Origin of the sequence: Fibrobacter sp. UWH9, from assembly GCF_900129715.1 — a bacterium.
Taxonomy (GTDB): domain Bacteria; phylum Fibrobacterota; class Fibrobacteria; order Fibrobacterales; family Fibrobacteraceae; genus Fibrobacter.
The window spans coordinates 1-15,470 of record NZ_FQWP01000007.1 but is presented as its reverse complement, the minus strand read 5'-3'; the positions used below and the strand labels follow the sequence as shown (position 1 = coordinate 15,470).

The window sequence follows — 15,470 nt, the reverse complement described above, 5'->3', positions numbered from 1 at the left end:
AACCGTTTCGCGACTACTTAAATCTAATCTTGCGAGAGAACTTGCTGATTTCCTTGCCCAGGCTAGATTCAGGATCCACGCTGCGGCAATATTCAATAAAGCAGCAGAGGGAAACAGCCAGGATAAAGCTGAGAGAGAAAACGAACACCAGGGTAACACCACGCAGCGGTCGAATCTTCTTGTCGTTATCCCAAGGCGGCAACAACACAATCAGGTTAGACATCAGGTTGCTCTCTTCGATATAGAGACGTTCGCTTTCCTGCTTCAAGAAAGTATAAATCGCCCCCTGCATCCTGATTTCCTTTTCCATTCTGGTATATTCGGCAGCCAGCCCGGGAACCTTGCTCAGAGAAAGCACACCGATATTGCTCTGCCTTCCACCGAGGGCCTGGTTTCTGGTGTTTTCCACCTTCTTGACACGTTCATTCAGTTCGCGGTAAAGCTTGGTATTTTCGCCATGCTCTACGCGTTCCTTATCAAGCGCAAGAGACACCACATTGTAATCAGTCTGCAGGCTAGCCAGATACTTCATTGTACCTTCAACTTGCACTTCAGGATCATACACATGGTTCTTCTGCTGGAAATTCACAAATTCCCTTTCCAGGGAATCCAACCTGACCATCACTTCTTCAAGACGCTGGTTCATATACAGCCTAGACTGGCGGGCCTGAGTCGTCTTGAAGGAATTGTACATGGAGTCCACGTTGGCCAGCATGAAACTCAAAATGTCTGCGGCAAGCTTATGGTCCTCGTCGACAAAAGTCACGTGGAACATTTCTTCGTCGTTTTCTTCCAGAGAAAACTTCTTGCGGAAAAGTTTCAGCAAGTCTGCATGAAAGTTCCCGTCAAATTCGTAATGGTCTGCCAGGTTGAACTTCTCGATAACCTTGTTGTGCAGTTCCCACGAATTAAAATAAGTCCAGACAATGTTCTTGCCGTCATCACCCCCTCCCAGCAGGGAAGACATAGAAGACAGACCACCGGCACCATCCAGCAACTTGCTGAGGCTTCCGGCAGAAGTTCCAGAACCGTTAGGCGGAGTTACGACAGCCTCGGCAGAATATTCAGGCTTGATAACCCACATCACCAATACAAAAGCTACCAACACAGGAAGCCAAAGCGTAACCATAAACAGGAACTTGTGCGAAAGGCAGCTATTGACCATCTTCAGCACACATTCCAATAAAGTCATGTCTTTCTGATTTTCAGTAACCATACTACTTGTAACTCATGTATATGATAAATGTAGACGAAACCACCGATAGCAGCGAGGCCAGGAACAAGGTGAAATCCTTAAAAGATTCGTAATGGCTTTTAGGAATTTCGATATAGTCGCCCGGAAGAATCTGATCTTCAGTGACGCTCAGGGTAAGGGCCGTCGGCTTGTTACCACGCCACACCCTAATCTGGTTCCAGGAACCGGCAATGGTGTTGATACCGGCAGCGGCGGCATAATCCAGCGCATGCCAGCTGGGATTATACGGATAACGGCCAATGGCATTTACGGCGCCACCCACATAGACCAGCATTTCCTGCACAGAAAATTCCACTTCGGTATTGGGCGCAATCTGGGTCAGCTTCATTTCAGAAAGAGTAATCCAGCGGGGAGCCTTTCCAGGTTCGCGGACACAGACCGCCTTGTAACCTAGGTTATGCATACGGGTACCGCCGGCAAGCTCAAAGTAATCCTGCAAAGTCCTTCCTTCCTGGAAGGCCACACTAGTACGATACCCCGGGAAAATCAGCGCAATGTTATCGCCCATAGCGACAAAGGGAACATAAATCTTGTCCCCCTGTTCCAGCATGACATCCTGTTCGAAATCACCCGACGAAGACATTGCATTATAGTTCACATGCAGGGTATCGTTACCACGCAGGACCCAGATATCTTCCTTGTTGGCATTGGGAAGAACACCGCCAACCTGTCTAATGAAAAAGCTCAACCTGGTCTGAGGTTCAACCACCTGCTGACCGATTGTCGTTACGGCACCCATCACATTCACACGGAACTTCTTGAGAGCGGAAAGCTGGACAAAACAATATTCGCGGTTATAACGTTTAGCCACAAGATCAAGAATCAAGGTCTGGGCCTCGGACAGGGTTTTTCCACCAATATTGACCGAACCGCATTCCTCGATAGCCACGGAACCATCCGGATAAATTTGAACGGTGAGATACTTGTCTTCAAGCATCAAGTCCAAAAAATCACCCGGTCCAAGAACATAAGCAGAATCCACCTGAACTTCGGCAAAGGCCGGCTGAAGAGAAACTGTGCTACGGGAAGGCGCACCCTTACTAGAAGTGGACAACGAAGAACTAAGCATTGATGTCTCTGCAAAAGCAGAAAGAATGCAAAGCAAAATAAGTGAAATAATTTTCGGCATGTTGAACGAAAAATACAAAAATAAAGCAGCCGGAGTTATGGGTAAAAATAAAAAAGCCCAGTCATAGGACTGGGCTCTTTAAACCGATTGCAAAAGATCGATTAGACGGACTTGCCTTCGCCTTCAACCATGTTAACGGTTTCAGACTTTGCAGGTTCTGCAGACTTCTTAGCCTTAACGACGATTTCGTCTTCGACGAGACCGACGAGAGCCATTTCAGCAGCGTCACCAGCACGGTTCGGGCCAAGCTTCAGGATACGGGTATAACCACCGTTACGGGAAGCATAGCGCGGGCCGATAGTGTTGAACAAATCCTGGAGAACCTTCGGGTCCATCACGAAGCGAGCAGCTTCACGACGTGCAGAAAGGTCACCCTTCTTTGCATAAGTGATCATGCGATCCACGCAGCTACGAACGAGCTTAGCCTTGTGGAGAGTGGTGCGCACGTAGCGGTTGCCCTGTTCGGCTTCCATACCCTTTCCAAGAATGGAAGTGGTAAGAGCGCGGAGGATGGCACGCTTGTGCTGGGCGTTAACGCCGAGTTTCTTGTTTTTTACACCGTGTCTCATTTTTAATCCTTCAAGTAGTCATCGACGTCCATACCAAAGCTGAGGCCCATGGAGGTCAATACTTCATTAAGTTCAACCAAGGACTTACGACCGAAGTTCTTGTATTTGAGCATATCGTTTTCCTTGTTGCGCACAAGTTCGCCAACGGTATGGATGTTTGCCATACGGAGGCAGTTGCTGGAGCGAACGGAAAGTTCCAGATCGTCCACGCGGGTGCGCAGGAGCTGAGCGATACGCTGACGTTCTTCGTCCATCTCCAATTCTTCGGGAGATTCGAGATCGCCTTCGAAGTTGATGAAGATTTCCAGGTGATCGACCAGGAGCTTTGCAGCATAAGCCAAAGCATCTTCCGGATCGATGGAACCGTCAGTCGTAATCTCAAGTTCCAGACGGTTGTAGTCCGTCTTCTGGCCAACGCGGGTATCGCTGATGTGCATTGCTACTTTCTGCACCGGATTGAAGTTGGCGTCCATGGCGATTACGCCGATCGGAGCGTCCTTGTCCTTCAATTCGTCAGCAGTGACGTAGCCACGGCCGCTGGAAATCTTAACTTCCAGAGACAGCGAAGCGTTACCGTTCAATGTTGCGATATGAACATCCGGAGTCAGGATAGCGACATTCGGATTGTCCATGAAGTCCTTAGCCGTGACTTCGCCGTCGCCGGACATATCCAGGCGAAGGGTTTCGTCGTGGTCGGAAAGGAGCTTAACGCGGATGCTCTTAAGATTCAGGATAATGTCAGTGACATCTTCCTTAACACCCGGAATCGTCGAAAATTCCTTGTCAACGCCTTCGATTTTCACGGAGACAATAGCCGCACCCTGCAGAGAGGAAAGGAGCGTACGACGGAGAGCGTTACCGAGGGTGATACCCCAGCCACGTTCCAAGGCTTCTACGACAAACTTAGCGTAGCGGCCGTCTTCGCCGGTTTCCACTTTCTGGAAGCTGCGCGGCATCTGAAGTGATTTCCACATCATTGGCGATACCTCTTTAGATTAGACTCTTCTCTTCTTTTTAGGACGGCAACCGTTGTGAGGAACGCCCGTCACGTCTCGAATAGAGAGAACTTCGAGGCCCGCATTCTTGATAGCACGGACAGCGGATTCACGACCACCACCTGCACCCTTGACGCGGACATCCACCTTACGCATACCGAGGTCGAATGCCTTGTGAGCAGCAACTTCAGCAGCCAGCTGAGCAGCGAACGGAGTGCTCTTACGAGAGCCCTTGAAGCCGGAGTTACCGGGAGAGCCCCAAGCTACAACGTTACCGCGAGCGTCGGTGATAGAAACGATTGTATTGTTGAAGGAAGCGAACACGCAGGCGATACCCTGGAGGTCAATACGCTTCTTGCCCTTCTTAACCTTGACTTCTTCAGCAGCCGGAGCTTCTACAGCGGCAGCAGTTTCATTAATTACTTCTTCAGCCACGATGAGACTCCTTACTTCTTCTTGTTAGCCACAGTTTTCTTCGGGCCCTTACGAGTACGGGCATTGGTGCGGGAACGCTGACCGCGGACCGGGAGGCCCTTGCGGTGGCGGATACCACGGTAGCAACCAATATCCTGCAAACGCTTAATGTTCAGGGTAACTTCTGCGCGAAGCTGACCTTCCACAGAGTATTCGTCTTCCAGGAGATGACGAACCTTACCTTGTTCTTCTTCAGTCAGGTCATCACACTTCTTGTCTTTGTCAATGCCCAACTGAGCACAGACCTTACGAGCGGTGAACAGACCGACACCATAAATTGCCGTCAGACCATATTCAACAGTCTTGTTTTTCGGTAAATCGACACCAGCGATACGTGCCATACGATCTCCTTATCCCTGCTTCTGCTTGTGACGGGGGTTCTTCGAACAGATGATGCGCAATACACCCTTACGACGGATGATCTTGCAGTTTTCACATCTGGGTTTGATGGAGGCTTTGATTTTCATAGGTTTGACCTTCTTTGAAAATACCTATTACTTGTAACGGTAAGTGATTCTTCCACGATTTAAATCGTAGGGAGAAATTTCTACCAACACTTTGTCGTCAGGCAAAATTCTAATGAAATGCCGACGCATTTTTCCTGAAACATGGGCCAGAATTTCGTGACCATTTCCGAGTTGAACGCGGAAGAAAGCGTTGGGAAGGGCTTCCAACACAACGCCTTCTACTTGAATTCCTTCTTCTTTAGCCACTAGTTAGCCATCCTGCCGCGGATGCGGCCATTTTTCAAGAAACCTTCATAATTTTTGGTATGCAACTGAGCTTCGAGCTGACGAAGTGTATCAAGTGCAACACCAACCACGATAAGTACCGAGGTACCCCCAATATAGAAAGTCATATTGAGTTCGTTTTTCAAATGCAGGGGAACAACGCTAATAAAAGCGAGATAAAGTGCCCCAGGCAGAGAAATTCGAGTTAAAACGTGGTCAATATACTCTGCAGTCTGCTTACCCGGACGTACACCAGGGATAAATCCGCCAGACCTCTTCAGATTTTCAGCAATATCATTCGGGTTGTACTGAATTGCTGTGTAGAAGAAGGTGAAGAAGATAATCAGGAGTGCATCCACCACACTGTAAGAAATGTGGCCGGGGATAAACATAGATGCAAAGCTCTGCATCGCTGTAACGTTCGGGAACCAAGATGCAATCATTGCCGGAATGAACATGATGCAAGAGGCGAAGATCACGGGGATCACGTTAGCGGTATTCACCTTGAAAGGCAGATAGCTAGACTGACCACCTACGACCTTACTACCGACAGTACGGCGAGGACTTTGTAGAGGAATTCGACGGGTCGCCTGTTCCACGAAGACGATGAAGCCGACAATCAGGACCACGATGGCAAGGATCATTACTTCGAATGCCAGGGGATGAATGCCTTCCTTCAACATTTCCGCTTCAGCCATAACGGCCCTCGGGAGGCCGCCGACGATACCGGCGAAAATAATAAGAGAAATACCGTTACCCACACCATGAGAGGTGATTTGTTCACCAAGGTACATCACAAAGATCGTACCAGCAGTGAAGGTCAGGGTAGCGAGTAAACGGAAGCCGACGTTACCGGCGCCAGAGGCGAAGTCGTCCGCAAGGACCGACACGCCAGCACCAGTAGCGGTAGTCACCTTCAGGGAGGAAAGCCATACAGAAATGCCCCATCCCTGCAGAGCAGCCAAGGCTACCGTGAAGTAGCGAGTATACTGGTTCAGCTTAGCGCGTCCTTCCTGACCTTCCTTCTGTAACATCTGGATGGCGGGAATAACAGAGCCCATCAACTGAATGATAATGCTCGCACTGATGTACGGCATGATGCCCAACGCAAACACTGTGGCCTTAGCGAAAGCACCGCCAGTGAAGGAGTCATACAGACCGAACAAGTTGTTTGAATTACGGAAGAACTCCGCCAGAACGGCAGAATTCACTCCGGGGATGGTGATGTGAGCGCCAATACGATAAACGATCAAAAGACCAAGCGTAAAAAGCAACTTCTTACGCAGGTCTTCAATCTTGAAGGCATTGACGAACGCATCAATAGCTTTCTTGAGAGCTTCCATTAGATGATCTCGACTTTGCCGCCAGCAGCTTCAATGAGGGCCTTAGCCTTTTCGCTGATAGCGTTAACCTTTACGTTGATAGCCTTATCGATGGCACCAAAAGCGAGGACCTTGACCGGCAGTTCGACGTTACGGATGAAGCCCTGATCGAACAGAGACTGTGCATCGAAGTCGACGACGCTGCAGGAAGCAAGCTTCTTCAGGTTCACGATCTGGTATTCGACACCAGCGTGCTTGAAGCCGCGCTTCGGGATACGACGGTGAATAGGCATCTGGCCGCCTTCAAAAGCGACACGACCGGCCTTAGCACTCTTACGAGCACCAGCACCCTTCTGACCACGGCCAGCAGTGGTGCCCCAACCGGAACCCGGACCACGGCCGATACGCTTGCGCTTTACGACCTTGGCCTTGCCAGGATTGAGAGTATTGAGTTCCATCTTAGATCTCCTCGACCTTTACCATGTCAGCCACAGCATTGATCATGCCCTGGATGGAGGGGGTCAAATTGTGTTCAACAGACTGTCCAATCTTGCGCAGACCGAGAGCAGCAACGTTTGCACGATGCATCGGGAGGCGACGGACGATACCCTTGATCAAAGTAATACGAACTTTCTTCATTGTATTACCCCTTAGGCGTTAGCACCGCGCAGTGCAGCGCAGTCCTGTTTGTTCTTCTGAGCCAGGAGGCCTTCGACGCAAGCGCGAACGACGGTGCTGGGGTTGGAAGAACCGTGAATCTTAGTGAGAATGTTGCGCACGCCAGCGAGTTCGAGAACTGCACGGGCAGCAGCACCGGCGATAACACCAGTACCCGGAGCAGCCGGCATCAGGAGGATGCGGGTTGCACCGCTCTTGACTTCGATGTCATGAGGGATGGTGCCGTCCAGGAGCTGGACTTCGACGATGTTACGGTTAGCAGCTTCGGTACCCTTACGGATAGCTTCGGAAACTTCCTTAGCCTTGCCGAGGCCTACACCAATCTTACCATTCTTGTTGCCAACGACAACGAGAGCGGAGAAAGACATACGACGACCGCCCTTAACGGTCTTGGCGCAACGGTTGATGTGTACAACCTTGTCTTCAAATTCAGAAACTTGAGCTTCGCGTTCCAAAGTGTACCTCATTAGAACTTCAGGCCGCCTTCACGAGCACCTTCTGCAAGGGCCTGAACGCGACCATGATAGATGTAACCGCCGCGGTCAAAGACCACGGATTCAATGCCCTTGGACTTGGCGATTTCAGCAATCAAAAGACCGAGCTGCTTGCTCTGTTCAGTCTTTGTCATTTCACCGAACTTGCCCTGGAAATCCTTGGAAGTAGTGGTGAGCTGAGCAATAGACTTGTTGTTTGCGTCATCGATAATCTGGGCGACCATGTGAGACAAAGAACGGCGAACAGCCAAACGAGGGCATTCTGCAGTTCCGACAACAGACTTACGTACGCGAGCGTGGCGTGCGATTCTGGACTGGATTCTTTTCTTAGCAATTGCAGTCATAGTTTACCCTTATTTACCTGTCTTCTTACCCTGCTTGCGACGGACAATTTCGCCAGCGTACTTAATGCCCTTGCCCTTATACGGTTCAGGACGGCGGTACTTGCGAATTTCAGCAGCAGCCTGGCCAACCTTCTGCTTGTCGATACCCTTGATGGAAATCTTCAGGGGATCAACAGCCTTCAGTTCCACGCCTTCCGGTGCCTGGAAGATAACCGGATGAGAGAAACCGAGAACGAGGTTCAAGTCCTTGCCCTTCTGTTCAACACGATAGCCAACGCCAACGATTTCGAGAACCTTTTCGAAACCCTTGGTCACGCCTTCAACCATGTTGGCAACGAGAGCGCGAGTGGTGCCGTGAATTGCACGGGTGAACTTCTGGTCGTCAGGACGGGTGAAGGACAGCTGGTTGTTTTCGAACTTGATAGCAATCAGTTCGTGAACGTCAGCTTCGAGCTTGCCGAGGGGACCTTCAACCTTGATGTTCTGACCATTGATGGCAACCTTAACGTTTGCCGGGACGTTGATAATAGCTTTACCGATACGGGACATCTTTACCAAACCTTTGCGATGACTTCGCCGCCCACATTTTCCTTGCGAGCTTCGTGGTCAGTCATGACGCCTTTAGAGGTGGAGATGATAGCAAAGCCGAGGCCATTGCGAACGCGCGGAAGCTTGGCTGCGTCAACGTAGTGACGAAGACCCGGGGTAGACACGCGCTGGATGCCCTGGATTGCGGATTCACCGTTAGTGTAGCGGAGGAGGACCTTGAGGATGCCCTGCTTACCGTCTTCAACTACGACGAACTTCTTAATGAAACCTTTTTCCTGCAGAACGCGAGCGATTTCACGCTTCAGGTTGCTGGCAGGAATGTCCACCACGGGGAGCTTTGCCGTAGAGGCATTGCGGATACGGGTGAGCATATCGGCGATAGGATCTGTCATTGCCATGAGTATACTCTCCTTACCAAGACGACTTAGTGATACCGGGGATTTCGCCGGCCAGGGCCATTTCGCGGAAGCAAATACGGCAAAGGCCAAAGCGGCGCATAAAGGCGTGCGGCCTACCGCAACGCTTGCAACGGTTGTACCCACGAACGGTATACTTCGGAGTACGCTTGCATTTTTCAATCATTCTTGTGCTAGCCATGGTATTACCTTACTTACGGAAGGGGAGTCCAAGTTCTTCGAGGAGAGCACGGCCTTCGTCGTCAGTCTTTGCAGAGGTAACGAAGGAGATGTCCATACCGAAGGTACGAGAGATCTTGTCGATGTCGATTTCAACAAAGATGGTCTGTTCCTTGATACCGAGGGTAAAGTTACCCATACCATCGAAACCACGACGTGCGAGACCACGGAAGTCACGAACACGAGGCAGGTTCACGTTGATAAAGCGGTAGAGGAAGTCCCACATGTTTTCGCCATGGAGAGTGACCTTAGCGCCGATACCGATGCCTTCACGGAGGTGGAAGTTAGCAACAGCCTTCTTAGCGTTGGTAACGATAGCCTTCTGACCAGTGATTGCAGTCAGGGTATCCACAGCTTCGTCGAGAACCTTACGGTTCTGGGAGGCAGCGCCAACACCCATGTTGATCACGATCTTTTCGAGGCGGGGAATCATCATCACGTTCTTGTAGGCAAACTTCTGCTGCAAGGCCGGGACGACTTTTTCGAGATAAAATTGCTTCATCTGGTTCATTGTAATCCTCACAGAGCCTTACCGGACTTAACGCTCACGCGAACAGCCTTCTTGCCAGCTTCGCGAACGATGCGAGTACGTACCGGAGTGTTGCCTTCGAGAAGCATCACGTTGGAAATGTCGATCGGCAGTTCCTTTTCGATGATGCCACCGGTCTGGTTGGTCTGGCTCGGCTTTTCGTGACGCTTGCAAACGTTAACGCCGCTAACGGTCACCTTGCCTGCCTTGACGCTAATCACGGTGCCGGTCTTGCCCTTGTTGGCACCGGAAATCACCTTGACGGTATCATTCTTCTTGATGTTAGCCATTAGAGAACCTCAGGTGCGAGGGAGATGATCTTCATGTATTTCTTGTCGCGGAGCTCACGAGCCACCGGTCCAAAAATACGGGTTCCACGCGGTTCACCTTCCTTATTGATGAGAACCACTGCATTGTCGGAGAAACGGATCAAAGTTCCATCCGGACGTGCGATTTCCTTACGAGTGCGGACGACTACTGCGTCTGCCACGGAACCCTTCTTCACCTTGCTCTGGGGGATAGCGTCCTTAACGGCTACCTTGATGACATCACCGATGCTAGCATAGCGACGGTTTGTGCCACCCAAAACACGGATGCAGGCGACTTCCTTGGCACCACTGTTATCGGCCACGACGAGTCTGGTTTCTTCTTGAATCATATTCGCCTTACTCCAAAAAGATTATTTCTTCTTTTCCACAATGCGAACCAAGCGCCAGCGCTTAGTTGCAGAGAGGGGACGAGTTTCCATGATTTCTACCAAGTCGCCTTCCTGGGCTTCGTTGTTTTCATCGTGAGCCTTGAGCTTCTTGGTAGTGGTCATGATCTTGTTGTACATCGGGTGACGCTTGCGGTTTTCAACCACAACCGTGATGGTCTTATCCATCTTGTCGGAAGAGACAACGCCCTGCTTAACCTTACGAAGGTTTCTATCCATTTCCTGCTCCTGCCTGGCTTAAGCCTTGGCCTTTTCGGTGAGGATGGTCTTGACTCGAGCAATATCCTTGCGGGTTGCCTGAATCAAAGAGGGTTTTTCCAAGCTACCAAGCTTTGCAGCCATGCGGTAGTTGAACAAATCGAGATTCAACTGAGCGAGCTTTTCCTTGAGCTGGTCAACACCCAGTTCCTTTAATTCACGTGCCTTCATTAGATCTCCGATTCTTCGATGATTTTGCACTTGAGGGGGAGCTTCTGAGCTGCCACGTGGAGAGCTTCCAGTGCCAGTTCGCGTTCGACGCCACCCATTTCGAAAATGATGCGGCCCGGGAGGATCACGGCTGCCCAGAATTCGACAGCGCCCTTACCCTTACCCATACGAGCTTCTGCAGGATGGCGGGTGATCGGCTTGTCGGGGAAGACGCGGATCCAAACGCGGCCACCGCGCTTGATCTTACGGGTCATGGCGATACGAGCAGCTTCGATTTGGCGAGCAGTCAGCCAGCACTTTTCGAGAGCCTGAATGCCGAATTCGCCGAAGGCGATGGAGTTACCGCGAGAAGCGATACCCTTCATACGGCCTTTCATCTGCTTACGATGTAATGTTCTTTTAGGACTCAGCATAATTACTTCTCTCTCTTGTTGTCAGACATGACGTCCTTACCAATCTTTTCACCGTGCATGATCCACACCTTAATACCGATGGCACCATAAACGGTCTTGGCAATCGCAGTTGCGTAATCGATGTCAGCGCGCAGAGTGTGCAGAGGCACGCGACCTTCAGCATACTTTTCAACGCGAGCAATTTCAGCACCGCCGAGACGGCCACCGCACTGCACCTTGATACCTTCCACACCCATACGCATAGCGGACTGGATGGCACGCTTCATAGCGCGGCGGAAGGAAATACGCTTTTCGAGCTGACGAGCGATATTTTCGGCAACCAGCTTAGCGTCAGTTTCCGGACGCTTGATTTCCTGGACGTTAATATAGATTTCTTTACCGGTGATCAACTGGAGTTCGCCCTTCAGCTTCTCCAATTCTTCGCCCTTACGGCCGATCACGATACCCGGACGGGCAGTAAAGAGGTTAACATTCACCTTCTTGACGGTACGTTCGATGCCAACCTTGGACAGGGAAGCATGTTCGAAGCGCTTCATCAAGTAGCGACGGAGCATGATATCTTCATAAAGAAGATCTGCAAACTTGTCTTCGGCATACCACTTGGATTCCCAGCCGCGGATGACGCCAAGACGAAGACCATTCGGATGAGTTTTCTGACCCATTTTAATTACTCCTTGTTGGCCACAACGACTGTGATGTGAGAGAGCGGCTTTTCGATACGGAAAGCACGGCCCTGGGAACGCGGATGGATGCGCTTCATGATGGTTGCACCGTCAGCAGTGATGGTCTTGATGACCAGTTCTTCTGCTGCAACAGCGGAAGCGGACTTCTGCTTGAAGTTAGCAACAGCGGACTTCAGTGCATTTTCAACCAGGGGAGCGCCCTTGGTCTGCGTGTGGAGGATAGAGAGCATTGCGAATGCTTCTGCAACGGACTTGCCACGAACCAGGTCGACAACGCGACGCAGCTTGCGGACACCGTAACGGACGTTTTTCACTTTAGCTACAGCTTGCATTATTTCTTGCCTCCGACAGTTTCAGTCTTGCGGTGACCCTTGAAAGTACGGGTCAGGGAGAATTCACCCAGCTTGTGACCGACCATGTTTTCGGTTACATAGACAGGAATGAACTGCTTACCGTTGTACACGGAGAAAGTAAGTCCGACCATATCGGGGATGATGGTAGAACGACGGGACCAGGTCTTGATAGCCTGTTTCTTGTCGGAACCGGCCATGGCCTGAGCTTTGACGAGAACGTGGGAATCCACGAACGCACCTTTCTTAAGGGATCTAGACATGAATTAGGCCCTCTTCTGACGACGACGAACGATGAAACGATCGGTACGCTTATTGTTACGAGTTTTTGCACCCTTAGAGTTCTTACCCCAAGGAGAGCAGGGATGACGACCACCAGAGGTACGACCTTCACCACCACCAAGGGGGTGATCGACCGGGTTCATAACGACACCGCGGACAGACGGGCGAATGCCGAGCCAGCGAGAGCGGCCTGCAGAACCCGAGGATTCATTCATGTGATCGATATTGGAAACCTGACCAACGGTAGCGAGGCAGTCTTCCGGAATGTAGCGAACTTCGCCACTCGGCAGACGGACCTGGCACAGCTTGCCATCCTTAGCAACCAGTTCTGCACCGGCACCAGCGGAACGAGCAATCTGGGCACCCTTGCCCGGCTTCATTTCGATGTTGTGGATAATGGTGTTCAGCGGAATTTCGCGGATGGGAAGAGCATTACCAACGCGGAATTCGGCACCTTCGCCAGAATTCAGAACGTCACCGACCTTAACGTCTGCAGGTGCGATGATGTAGCAGCGCTTGCCGTTTTCGTACTTGACGAGAGCGATGCGAGCAGTGCGGTTCGGATCGTATTCGATAGTTTCGACGACGCAGGAGACACCTGCGAACTGACGCTTGAAATCGATGAGACGATACAGTTTCTTGTGACCACCACCGCGACGGCGGGAAGTGATTTCACCGGCGTTGTTACGGCCAGAGCTACGCTTGATACCCTTGGTAAGCGGCTTGTACGGCTTGTCAGCAGTGATTTCCTTGCGGTCACCAATCTGCTTGTAACGAAGCGTCGGGGTAAGCGGGCGATAAGACTTCAAACCCATGATTATACTCCTTCGAACTCAGCGATGGACTGACCGGCCTTCAAAGTAATGTAGGCCTTCTTCCAGTTGGACTTCTTGCCAGCAACCATGCCCATACGGACACGCTTCATCTTACCACGGTTGATCAAGGTATTGACGGAGTCAACAGAAACGTTGAAACGCTTTTCGATAGCTTCCTTGATTTCGGTCTTGGTGGCAGACTTGGCAACCTTGAAAACGTACTTCTTCACATCCTTGGATGCAGCCATAACCTTGGCAGCGTCTTCGGTAATGTGCGGAGCAACGAGGATTTCGTGAATTTCAGCCATTAGCGGCCTCCTTCAAGTTCTGCGAGTGCAGCCTGAGAGATAACAACGTTGTTGGCACGAACGATATCGTAGGTGTTAACGTCGGCTACGCGAGCGCAACGGCACCAAGGGATATTGTTGGAGGACAGGTAAAGGTTCTGATCCTTTTCGCTAACCAGGAAGAGAGCGTTACGCTGTTCCAGACCAGCCTTAGCGAGAACGGAGAGGAGATCCTTGGTCTTGGGAGCTGCGAAGCTGAGAGCTTCGAACACCATCACCTTGCCTTCAGCTGCCTTAGCAGAGAGAGCAGAGTGGAAAGCGATCTTCTTAACCTTCTTGTTGACCTTTTCGAAGTAGTCGTGAGACTTCGGACCGTGAGCCTTAGCACCACGAACCCAAACTGCAGAGGTGTTCTGACCGGAACGAGCGCGGCCGGTACCCTTCTGCTTCCACGGCTTCTGACCACCACCGCTAACGGCGGACTTGTTCTTGGTCTGAGCAGTGCCCTGACGGTTGTTGTTCAGGATAGCCTTGATATGCAAGTACATGCAAACCTTGTTGACTTCCACGTCGAACATTGCCGGGAGCTGAATATCATTCTTAAAATCGCCAGTAGCGGCGAAGAGCTTTGCATTAGCCATTAGTCTTTCCTCACCACGATAATGCTGTTCTTAGCACCGGGGACTGCGCCACGGACGAAGATCAGGTTGCGGTCGCCATCAACCTTAACGACCTGGAGGTGCTTAACGGTAACCTTCTTGTTACCGAACTGACCAGCCATGCGCTTACCCGGGAAAACACGGCCCGGATAGGAGTGAGCGGAAGTACCACCCGGTTCACGCATATTGTGAGTACCGTGGGAACGAGGACCGCTGTGGAAGTTGTGGCGCTTGATGGTACCAGAGAAGCCGTGACCCTTAGAGATGCCGGAAACGTTGACAACCTTAACGTCAGCGAAATCAGCAGCACCAAATTCCTTGCCAACCGGCCAGGATTCGAGATCAGCGACATCAAATTCAGCGAGGTGTTCACGAACAGCAACGTCAGCCTTCTTGAAATGGCCGATTTCTGCCTTATTGGCACGCTGTTCCTTCTTGAGACCAAAGCCGATCTGGACAGCAGTATAGCCATCCTTCTCTTCTGTCTTGTGGGAAACGACCACGCACGGACCGGCTTCGAGAACCGTAACAGGAACGCATTCGCCCTGTTCCGTGAATACCTGGGTCATTCCCAATTTCTTTGCGAGAATACCGTTCATTGTTATTAAACCTTAATTTCGACTTCAACGCCTGCGGGCAAGTCAAGTTTCATGAGGGAATCTACAGTCTGCGGAGTAGCATCAAGGATGTCGATAAGACGCTTGTGCGTACGGGATTCGAACTGTTCACGAGAAGTCTTGTCAATATGCGGAGAGCGGAGCACCGTATACTTCTGAATCTTCGTCGGGAGAGGGATGGGGCCAGCAATGCGGGCACCAGTGTTCTTAGCTGTATTCACGATGTCCTGAGCAGAGCGGTCGATCATGCGATGATCGAAGCTCTTCAAGCGAATACGAATGCGTTCACCAGCCATTGTAAATTCCTTACTTGATGATTTCGGTTACAGAACCAGCACCAACGGTACGGCCACCTTCGCGGATTGCGAAGCGGAGCTGCTTTTCCATTGCAACGGGGGCAATGAGAGTGGTGTGGATGGTCACGGTGTCACCCGGGGTCACCATTTCGACACCTTCCGGCAGCTGGATGGTACCAGTAACGTCGGTGGTGCGGAAGTAGAACTGGGGACGATAGCC

The 15,470-nt window shown here is 51.1% G+C and carries 31 protein-coding genes and 1 pseudogene; 1 reads left to right on the top strand and 31 read right to left on the bottom strand.

Annotated elements, in window-relative coordinates:
- Positions 1–13: 13 nt before the first annotated feature.
- Both BUB94_RS07805 and BUB94_RS07800 read right to left on the bottom strand, forming a co-directional pair.
- Positions 14–1,216 carry a GumC domain-containing protein gene (locus BUB94_RS07805; protein WP_073159134.1) on the bottom strand — a complete coding sequence of 401 codons (1,203 nt, stop codon included), beginning with the start codon at positions 1,214–1,216 and terminating at the stop codon, positions 14–16.
- Between the two features lies 1 nt (position 1,217).
- Entirely contained in the window at positions 1,218–2,324 is a 1,107-nt protein-coding gene (locus BUB94_RS07800) for a polysaccharide biosynthesis/export family protein (protein ID WP_249269450.1), read from the bottom strand.
- Here BUB94_RS07800 and BUB94_RS17165 point away from each other — a divergent pair.
- Positions 2,302–2,451 carry a hypothetical protein gene (locus BUB94_RS17165; protein WP_249269449.1) on the top strand — a complete coding sequence of 50 codons (150 nt, stop codon included), beginning with the start codon at positions 2,302–2,304 and terminating at the stop codon, positions 2,449–2,451. The two genes, BUB94_RS07800 and BUB94_RS17165, sit on opposite strands and share 23 nt — an antisense overlap.
- 34 nt (positions 2,452–2,485) lie before the next feature.
- On the opposite strand, the gene rplQ is transcribed toward BUB94_RS17165, so the two are convergent.
- From rplQ to tuf, 29 genes and pseudogenes are all read right to left on the bottom strand, one after another.
- Positions 2,486–2,953 carry a 50S ribosomal protein L17 gene (rplQ, locus tag BUB94_RS07795; protein ID WP_073159138.1) on the bottom strand — a complete coding sequence of 156 codons (468 nt, stop codon included), beginning with the start codon at positions 2,951–2,953 and terminating at the stop codon, positions 2,486–2,488.
- Between the two features lie 2 nt (positions 2,954–2,955).
- Positions 2,956–3,930 (bottom strand): DNA-directed RNA polymerase subunit alpha, encoded by a 975-nt coding sequence (locus BUB94_RS07790; protein WP_073159140.1) that lies wholly within the window; start codon positions 3,928–3,930, stop codon positions 2,956–2,958.
- 18 nt (positions 3,931–3,948) lie between these two features.
- The gene (gene rpsK / locus BUB94_RS07785) at positions 3,949–4,368 is read right to left on the bottom strand and encodes a 30S ribosomal protein S11 (RefSeq protein WP_073159201.1); all 420 of its coding nucleotides are present in this window, start codon (positions 4,366–4,368) and stop codon (positions 3,949–3,951) included.
- Positions 4,369–4,394: 26 nt separating this feature from the next.
- Complete coding sequence (gene rpsM, locus BUB94_RS07780; RefSeq protein ID WP_073159142.1) at positions 4,395–4,763, bottom strand: 30S ribosomal protein S13; 369 nt, start codon at positions 4,761–4,763, stop codon at positions 4,395–4,397.
- Between the two features lie 9 nt (positions 4,764–4,772).
- On the bottom strand, positions 4,773–4,889 hold the full coding sequence (rpmJ, locus tag BUB94_RS07775) for a 50S ribosomal protein L36 (protein ID WP_014546097.1): 117 nt from the start codon (positions 4,887–4,889) through the stop codon (positions 4,773–4,775).
- A 27-nt stretch (positions 4,890–4,916) separates the two neighbouring features.
- Positions 4,917–5,135, bottom strand: coding sequence for a translation initiation factor IF-1 (infA, locus tag BUB94_RS07770; RefSeq protein ID WP_014546098.1), 219 nt, complete (start codon positions 5,133–5,135; stop codon positions 4,917–4,919).
- On the bottom strand, positions 5,135–6,496 hold the full coding sequence (gene secY, locus BUB94_RS07765) for a preprotein translocase subunit SecY (RefSeq protein WP_073159144.1): 1,362 nt from the start codon (positions 6,494–6,496) through the stop codon (positions 5,135–5,137). The genes infA and secY overlap by 1 nt, the downstream gene beginning before the upstream one ends.
- Positions 6,496–6,933 carry a 50S ribosomal protein L15 gene (gene rplO / locus BUB94_RS07760; RefSeq protein WP_073159146.1) on the bottom strand — a complete coding sequence of 146 codons (438 nt, stop codon included), beginning with the start codon at positions 6,931–6,933 and terminating at the stop codon, positions 6,496–6,498. The genes secY and rplO overlap by 1 nt, the downstream gene beginning before the upstream one ends.
- A 1-nt stretch (position 6,934) precedes the next feature.
- Entirely contained in the window at positions 6,935–7,114 is a 180-nt protein-coding gene (gene rpmD / locus BUB94_RS07755) for a 50S ribosomal protein L30 (RefSeq protein WP_073159148.1), read from the bottom strand.
- A gap of 11 nt (positions 7,115–7,125) precedes the next feature.
- Entirely contained in the window at positions 7,126–7,620 is a 495-nt protein-coding gene (gene rpsE, locus BUB94_RS07750; RefSeq protein ID WP_073159149.1) for a 30S ribosomal protein S5, read from the bottom strand.
- On the bottom strand, positions 7,620–7,991 hold the full coding sequence (rplR, locus tag BUB94_RS07745; protein WP_073159151.1) for a 50S ribosomal protein L18: 372 nt from the start codon (positions 7,989–7,991) through the stop codon (positions 7,620–7,622). Before rplR ends, rpsE begins: the two co-directional genes overlap by 1 nt.
- Before the next feature lie 9 nt (positions 7,992–8,000).
- Positions 8,001–8,540: a 50S ribosomal protein L6 gene (gene rplF / locus BUB94_RS07740; protein ID WP_073159153.1), complete on the bottom strand. Its 540-nt coding sequence runs from the start codon at positions 8,538–8,540 to the stop codon at positions 8,001–8,003.
- 2 nt (positions 8,541–8,542) lie between these two features.
- The gene (gene rpsH, locus BUB94_RS07735) at positions 8,543–8,938 is read right to left on the bottom strand and encodes a 30S ribosomal protein S8 (protein WP_073159155.1); all 396 of its coding nucleotides are present in this window, start codon (positions 8,936–8,938) and stop codon (positions 8,543–8,545) included.
- Between the two features lie 13 nt (positions 8,939–8,951).
- Entirely contained in the window at positions 8,952–9,137 is a 186-nt protein-coding gene (locus BUB94_RS07730) for a type Z 30S ribosomal protein S14 (protein ID WP_072799949.1), read from the bottom strand.
- A 9-nt stretch (positions 9,138–9,146) separates the two neighbouring features.
- Entirely contained in the window at positions 9,147–9,686 is a 540-nt protein-coding gene (gene rplE, locus BUB94_RS07725; protein ID WP_073159157.1) for a 50S ribosomal protein L5, read from the bottom strand.
- Positions 9,687–9,694: 8 nt separating this feature from the next.
- Positions 9,695–9,994 (bottom strand): 50S ribosomal protein L24, encoded by a 300-nt coding sequence (rplX, locus tag BUB94_RS07720; protein ID WP_073159159.1) that lies wholly within the window; start codon positions 9,992–9,994, stop codon positions 9,695–9,697.
- The gene (rplN, locus tag BUB94_RS07715) at positions 9,994–10,362 is read right to left on the bottom strand and encodes a 50S ribosomal protein L14 (RefSeq protein ID WP_073159161.1); all 369 of its coding nucleotides are present in this window, start codon (positions 10,360–10,362) and stop codon (positions 9,994–9,996) included. The genes rplX and rplN overlap by 1 nt, the downstream gene beginning before the upstream one ends.
- Before the next feature lie 21 nt (positions 10,363–10,383).
- On the bottom strand, positions 10,384–10,638 hold the full coding sequence (gene rpsQ / locus BUB94_RS07710) for a 30S ribosomal protein S17 (protein WP_073159163.1): 255 nt from the start codon (positions 10,636–10,638) through the stop codon (positions 10,384–10,386).
- Positions 10,639–10,656: 18 nt separating this feature from the next.
- The gene (rpmC, locus tag BUB94_RS07705) at positions 10,657–10,848 is read right to left on the bottom strand and encodes a 50S ribosomal protein L29 (protein WP_073159165.1); all 192 of its coding nucleotides are present in this window, start codon (positions 10,846–10,848) and stop codon (positions 10,657–10,659) included.
- Positions 10,848–11,261, bottom strand: a complete 414-nt coding sequence (gene rplP, locus BUB94_RS07700; protein WP_073159167.1) for a 50S ribosomal protein L16 — start codon at positions 11,259–11,261, stop codon at positions 10,848–10,850. Before rplP ends, rpmC begins: the two co-directional genes overlap by 1 nt.
- 2 nt (positions 11,262–11,263) lie before the next feature.
- A complete protein-coding gene (gene rpsC, locus BUB94_RS07695; protein WP_073159169.1) occupies positions 11,264–11,923 on the bottom strand; it encodes a 30S ribosomal protein S3 in 660 nt (219 codons plus the stop codon).
- Between the two features lie 5 nt (positions 11,924–11,928).
- Complete coding sequence (gene rplV, locus BUB94_RS07690; protein ID WP_073159171.1) at positions 11,929–12,276, bottom strand: 50S ribosomal protein L22; 348 nt, start codon at positions 12,274–12,276, stop codon at positions 11,929–11,931.
- A complete protein-coding gene (gene rpsS / locus BUB94_RS07685) occupies positions 12,276–12,557 on the bottom strand; it encodes a 30S ribosomal protein S19 (RefSeq protein WP_073159173.1) in 282 nt (93 codons plus the stop codon). The genes rplV and rpsS overlap by 1 nt, the downstream gene beginning before the upstream one ends.
- A 3-nt stretch (positions 12,558–12,560) precedes the next feature.
- Positions 12,561–13,391 carry a 50S ribosomal protein L2 gene (gene rplB, locus BUB94_RS07680; protein WP_073159175.1) on the bottom strand — a complete coding sequence of 277 codons (831 nt, stop codon included), beginning with the start codon at positions 13,389–13,391 and terminating at the stop codon, positions 12,561–12,563.
- 2 nt (positions 13,392–13,393) lie between these two features.
- The gene (rplW, locus tag BUB94_RS07675; protein WP_073159177.1) at positions 13,394–13,699 is read right to left on the bottom strand and encodes a 50S ribosomal protein L23; all 306 of its coding nucleotides are present in this window, start codon (positions 13,697–13,699) and stop codon (positions 13,394–13,396) included.
- A complete protein-coding gene (gene rplD, locus BUB94_RS07670) occupies positions 13,699–14,319 on the bottom strand; it encodes a 50S ribosomal protein L4 (protein ID WP_073159179.1) in 621 nt (206 codons plus the stop codon). Before rplD ends, rplW begins: the two co-directional genes overlap by 1 nt.
- On the bottom strand, positions 14,319–14,936 hold the full coding sequence (rplC, locus tag BUB94_RS07665) for a 50S ribosomal protein L3 (protein WP_073159181.1): 618 nt from the start codon (positions 14,934–14,936) through the stop codon (positions 14,319–14,321). Before rplC ends, rplD begins: the two co-directional genes overlap by 1 nt.
- A gap of 5 nt (positions 14,937–14,941) precedes the next feature.
- Positions 14,942–15,250, bottom strand: a complete 309-nt coding sequence (gene rpsJ, locus BUB94_RS07660) for a 30S ribosomal protein S10 (protein WP_014546117.1) — start codon at positions 15,248–15,250, stop codon at positions 14,942–14,944.
- Positions 15,251–15,260: 10 nt separating this feature from the next.
- Positions 15,261–15,470, bottom strand: a pseudogene (gene tuf, locus BUB94_RS07655) (elongation factor Tu); the annotation flags it as partial.

What these genes read in the sequence shown, in the direction of transcription:
- BUB94_RS07805 (WP_073159134.1), bottom strand. Translation starts at nt 1,216, where the DNA reads ATGGTTACTGAAAATCAGAAAGACATGACTTTATTGGAATGTGTGCTG.
- BUB94_RS07800 (WP_249269450.1), bottom strand. Translation starts at nt 2,324, where the DNA reads ATGCTTAGTTCTTCGTTGTCCACTTCTAGTAAGGGTGCGCCTTCCCGT.
- rplQ (WP_073159138.1), bottom strand. Translation starts at nt 2,953, where the DNA reads ATGAGACACGGTGTAAAAAACAAGAAACTCGGCGTTAACGCCCAGCAC.
- BUB94_RS07790 (WP_073159140.1), bottom strand. Translation starts at nt 3,930, where the DNA reads ATGATGTGGAAATCACTTCAGATGCCGCGCAGCTTCCAGAAAGTGGAA.
- rpsM (WP_073159142.1), bottom strand. Translation starts at nt 4,763, where the DNA reads ATGGCACGTATCGCTGGTGTCGATTTACCGAAAAACAAGACTGTTGAA.
- rpmJ (WP_014546097.1), bottom strand. Translation starts at nt 4,889, where the DNA reads ATGAAAATCAAAGCCTCCATCAAACCCAGATGTGAAAACTGCAAGATC.
- secY (WP_073159144.1), bottom strand. Translation starts at nt 6,496, where the DNA reads ATGGAAGCTCTCAAGAAAGCTATTGATGCGTTCGTCAATGCCTTCAAG.
- rplO (WP_073159146.1), bottom strand. Translation starts at nt 6,933, where the DNA reads ATGGAACTCAATACTCTCAATCCTGGCAAGGCCAAGGTCGTAAAGCGC.
- rpmD (WP_073159148.1), bottom strand. Translation starts at nt 7,114, where the DNA reads ATGAAGAAAGTTCGTATTACTTTGATCAAGGGTATCGTCCGTCGCCTC.
- rpsE (WP_073159149.1), bottom strand. Translation starts at nt 7,620, where the DNA reads ATGAGGTACACTTTGGAACGCGAAGCTCAAGTTTCTGAATTTGAAGAC.
- rplR (WP_073159151.1), bottom strand. Translation starts at nt 7,991, where the DNA reads ATGACTGCAATTGCTAAGAAAAGAATCCAGTCCAGAATCGCACGCCAC.
- rplF (WP_073159153.1), bottom strand. Translation starts at nt 8,540, where the DNA reads ATGTCCCGTATCGGTAAAGCTATTATCAACGTCCCGGCAAACGTTAAG.
- rpsH (WP_073159155.1), bottom strand. Translation starts at nt 8,938, where the DNA reads ATGGCAATGACAGATCCTATCGCCGATATGCTCACCCGTATCCGCAAT.
- BUB94_RS07730 (WP_072799949.1), bottom strand. Translation starts at nt 9,137, where the DNA reads ATGGCTAGCACAAGAATGATTGAAAAATGCAAGCGTACTCCGAAGTAT.
- rplE (WP_073159157.1), bottom strand. Translation starts at nt 9,686, where the DNA reads ATGAACCAGATGAAGCAATTTTATCTCGAAAAAGTCGTCCCGGCCTTG.
- rplX (WP_073159159.1), bottom strand. Translation starts at nt 9,994, where the DNA reads ATGGCTAACATCAAGAAGAATGATACCGTCAAGGTGATTTCCGGTGCC.
- rplN (WP_073159161.1), bottom strand. Translation starts at nt 10,362, where the DNA reads ATGATTCAAGAAGAAACCAGACTCGTCGTGGCCGATAACAGTGGTGCC.
- rpsQ (WP_073159163.1), bottom strand. Translation starts at nt 10,638, where the DNA reads ATGGATAGAAACCTTCGTAAGGTTAAGCAGGGCGTTGTCTCTTCCGAC.
- rpmC (WP_073159165.1), bottom strand. Translation starts at nt 10,848, where the DNA reads ATGAAGGCACGTGAATTAAAGGAACTGGGTGTTGACCAGCTCAAGGAA.
- rplP (WP_073159167.1), bottom strand. Translation starts at nt 11,261, where the DNA reads ATGCTGAGTCCTAAAAGAACATTACATCGTAAGCAGATGAAAGGCCGT.
- rpsC (WP_073159169.1), bottom strand. Translation starts at nt 11,923, where the DNA reads ATGGGTCAGAAAACTCATCCGAATGGTCTTCGTCTTGGCGTCATCCGC.
- rplV (WP_073159171.1), bottom strand. Translation starts at nt 12,276, where the DNA reads ATGCAAGCTGTAGCTAAAGTGAAAAACGTCCGTTACGGTGTCCGCAAG.
- rpsS (WP_073159173.1), bottom strand. Translation starts at nt 12,557, where the DNA reads ATGTCTAGATCCCTTAAGAAAGGTGCGTTCGTGGATTCCCACGTTCTC.
- rplB (WP_073159175.1), bottom strand. Translation starts at nt 13,391, where the DNA reads ATGGGTTTGAAGTCTTATCGCCCGCTTACCCCGACGCTTCGTTACAAG.
- rplW (WP_073159177.1), bottom strand. Translation starts at nt 13,699, where the DNA reads ATGGCTGAAATTCACGAAATCCTCGTTGCTCCGCACATTACCGAAGAC.
- rplD (WP_073159179.1), bottom strand. Translation starts at nt 14,319, where the DNA reads ATGGCTAATGCAAAGCTCTTCGCCGCTACTGGCGATTTTAAGAATGAT.
- rplC (WP_073159181.1), bottom strand. Translation starts at nt 14,936, where the DNA reads ATGAACGGTATTCTCGCAAAGAAATTGGGAATGACCCAGGTATTCACG.
- rpsJ (WP_014546117.1), bottom strand. Translation starts at nt 15,250, where the DNA reads ATGGCTGGTGAACGCATTCGTATTCGCTTGAAGAGCTTCGATCATCGC.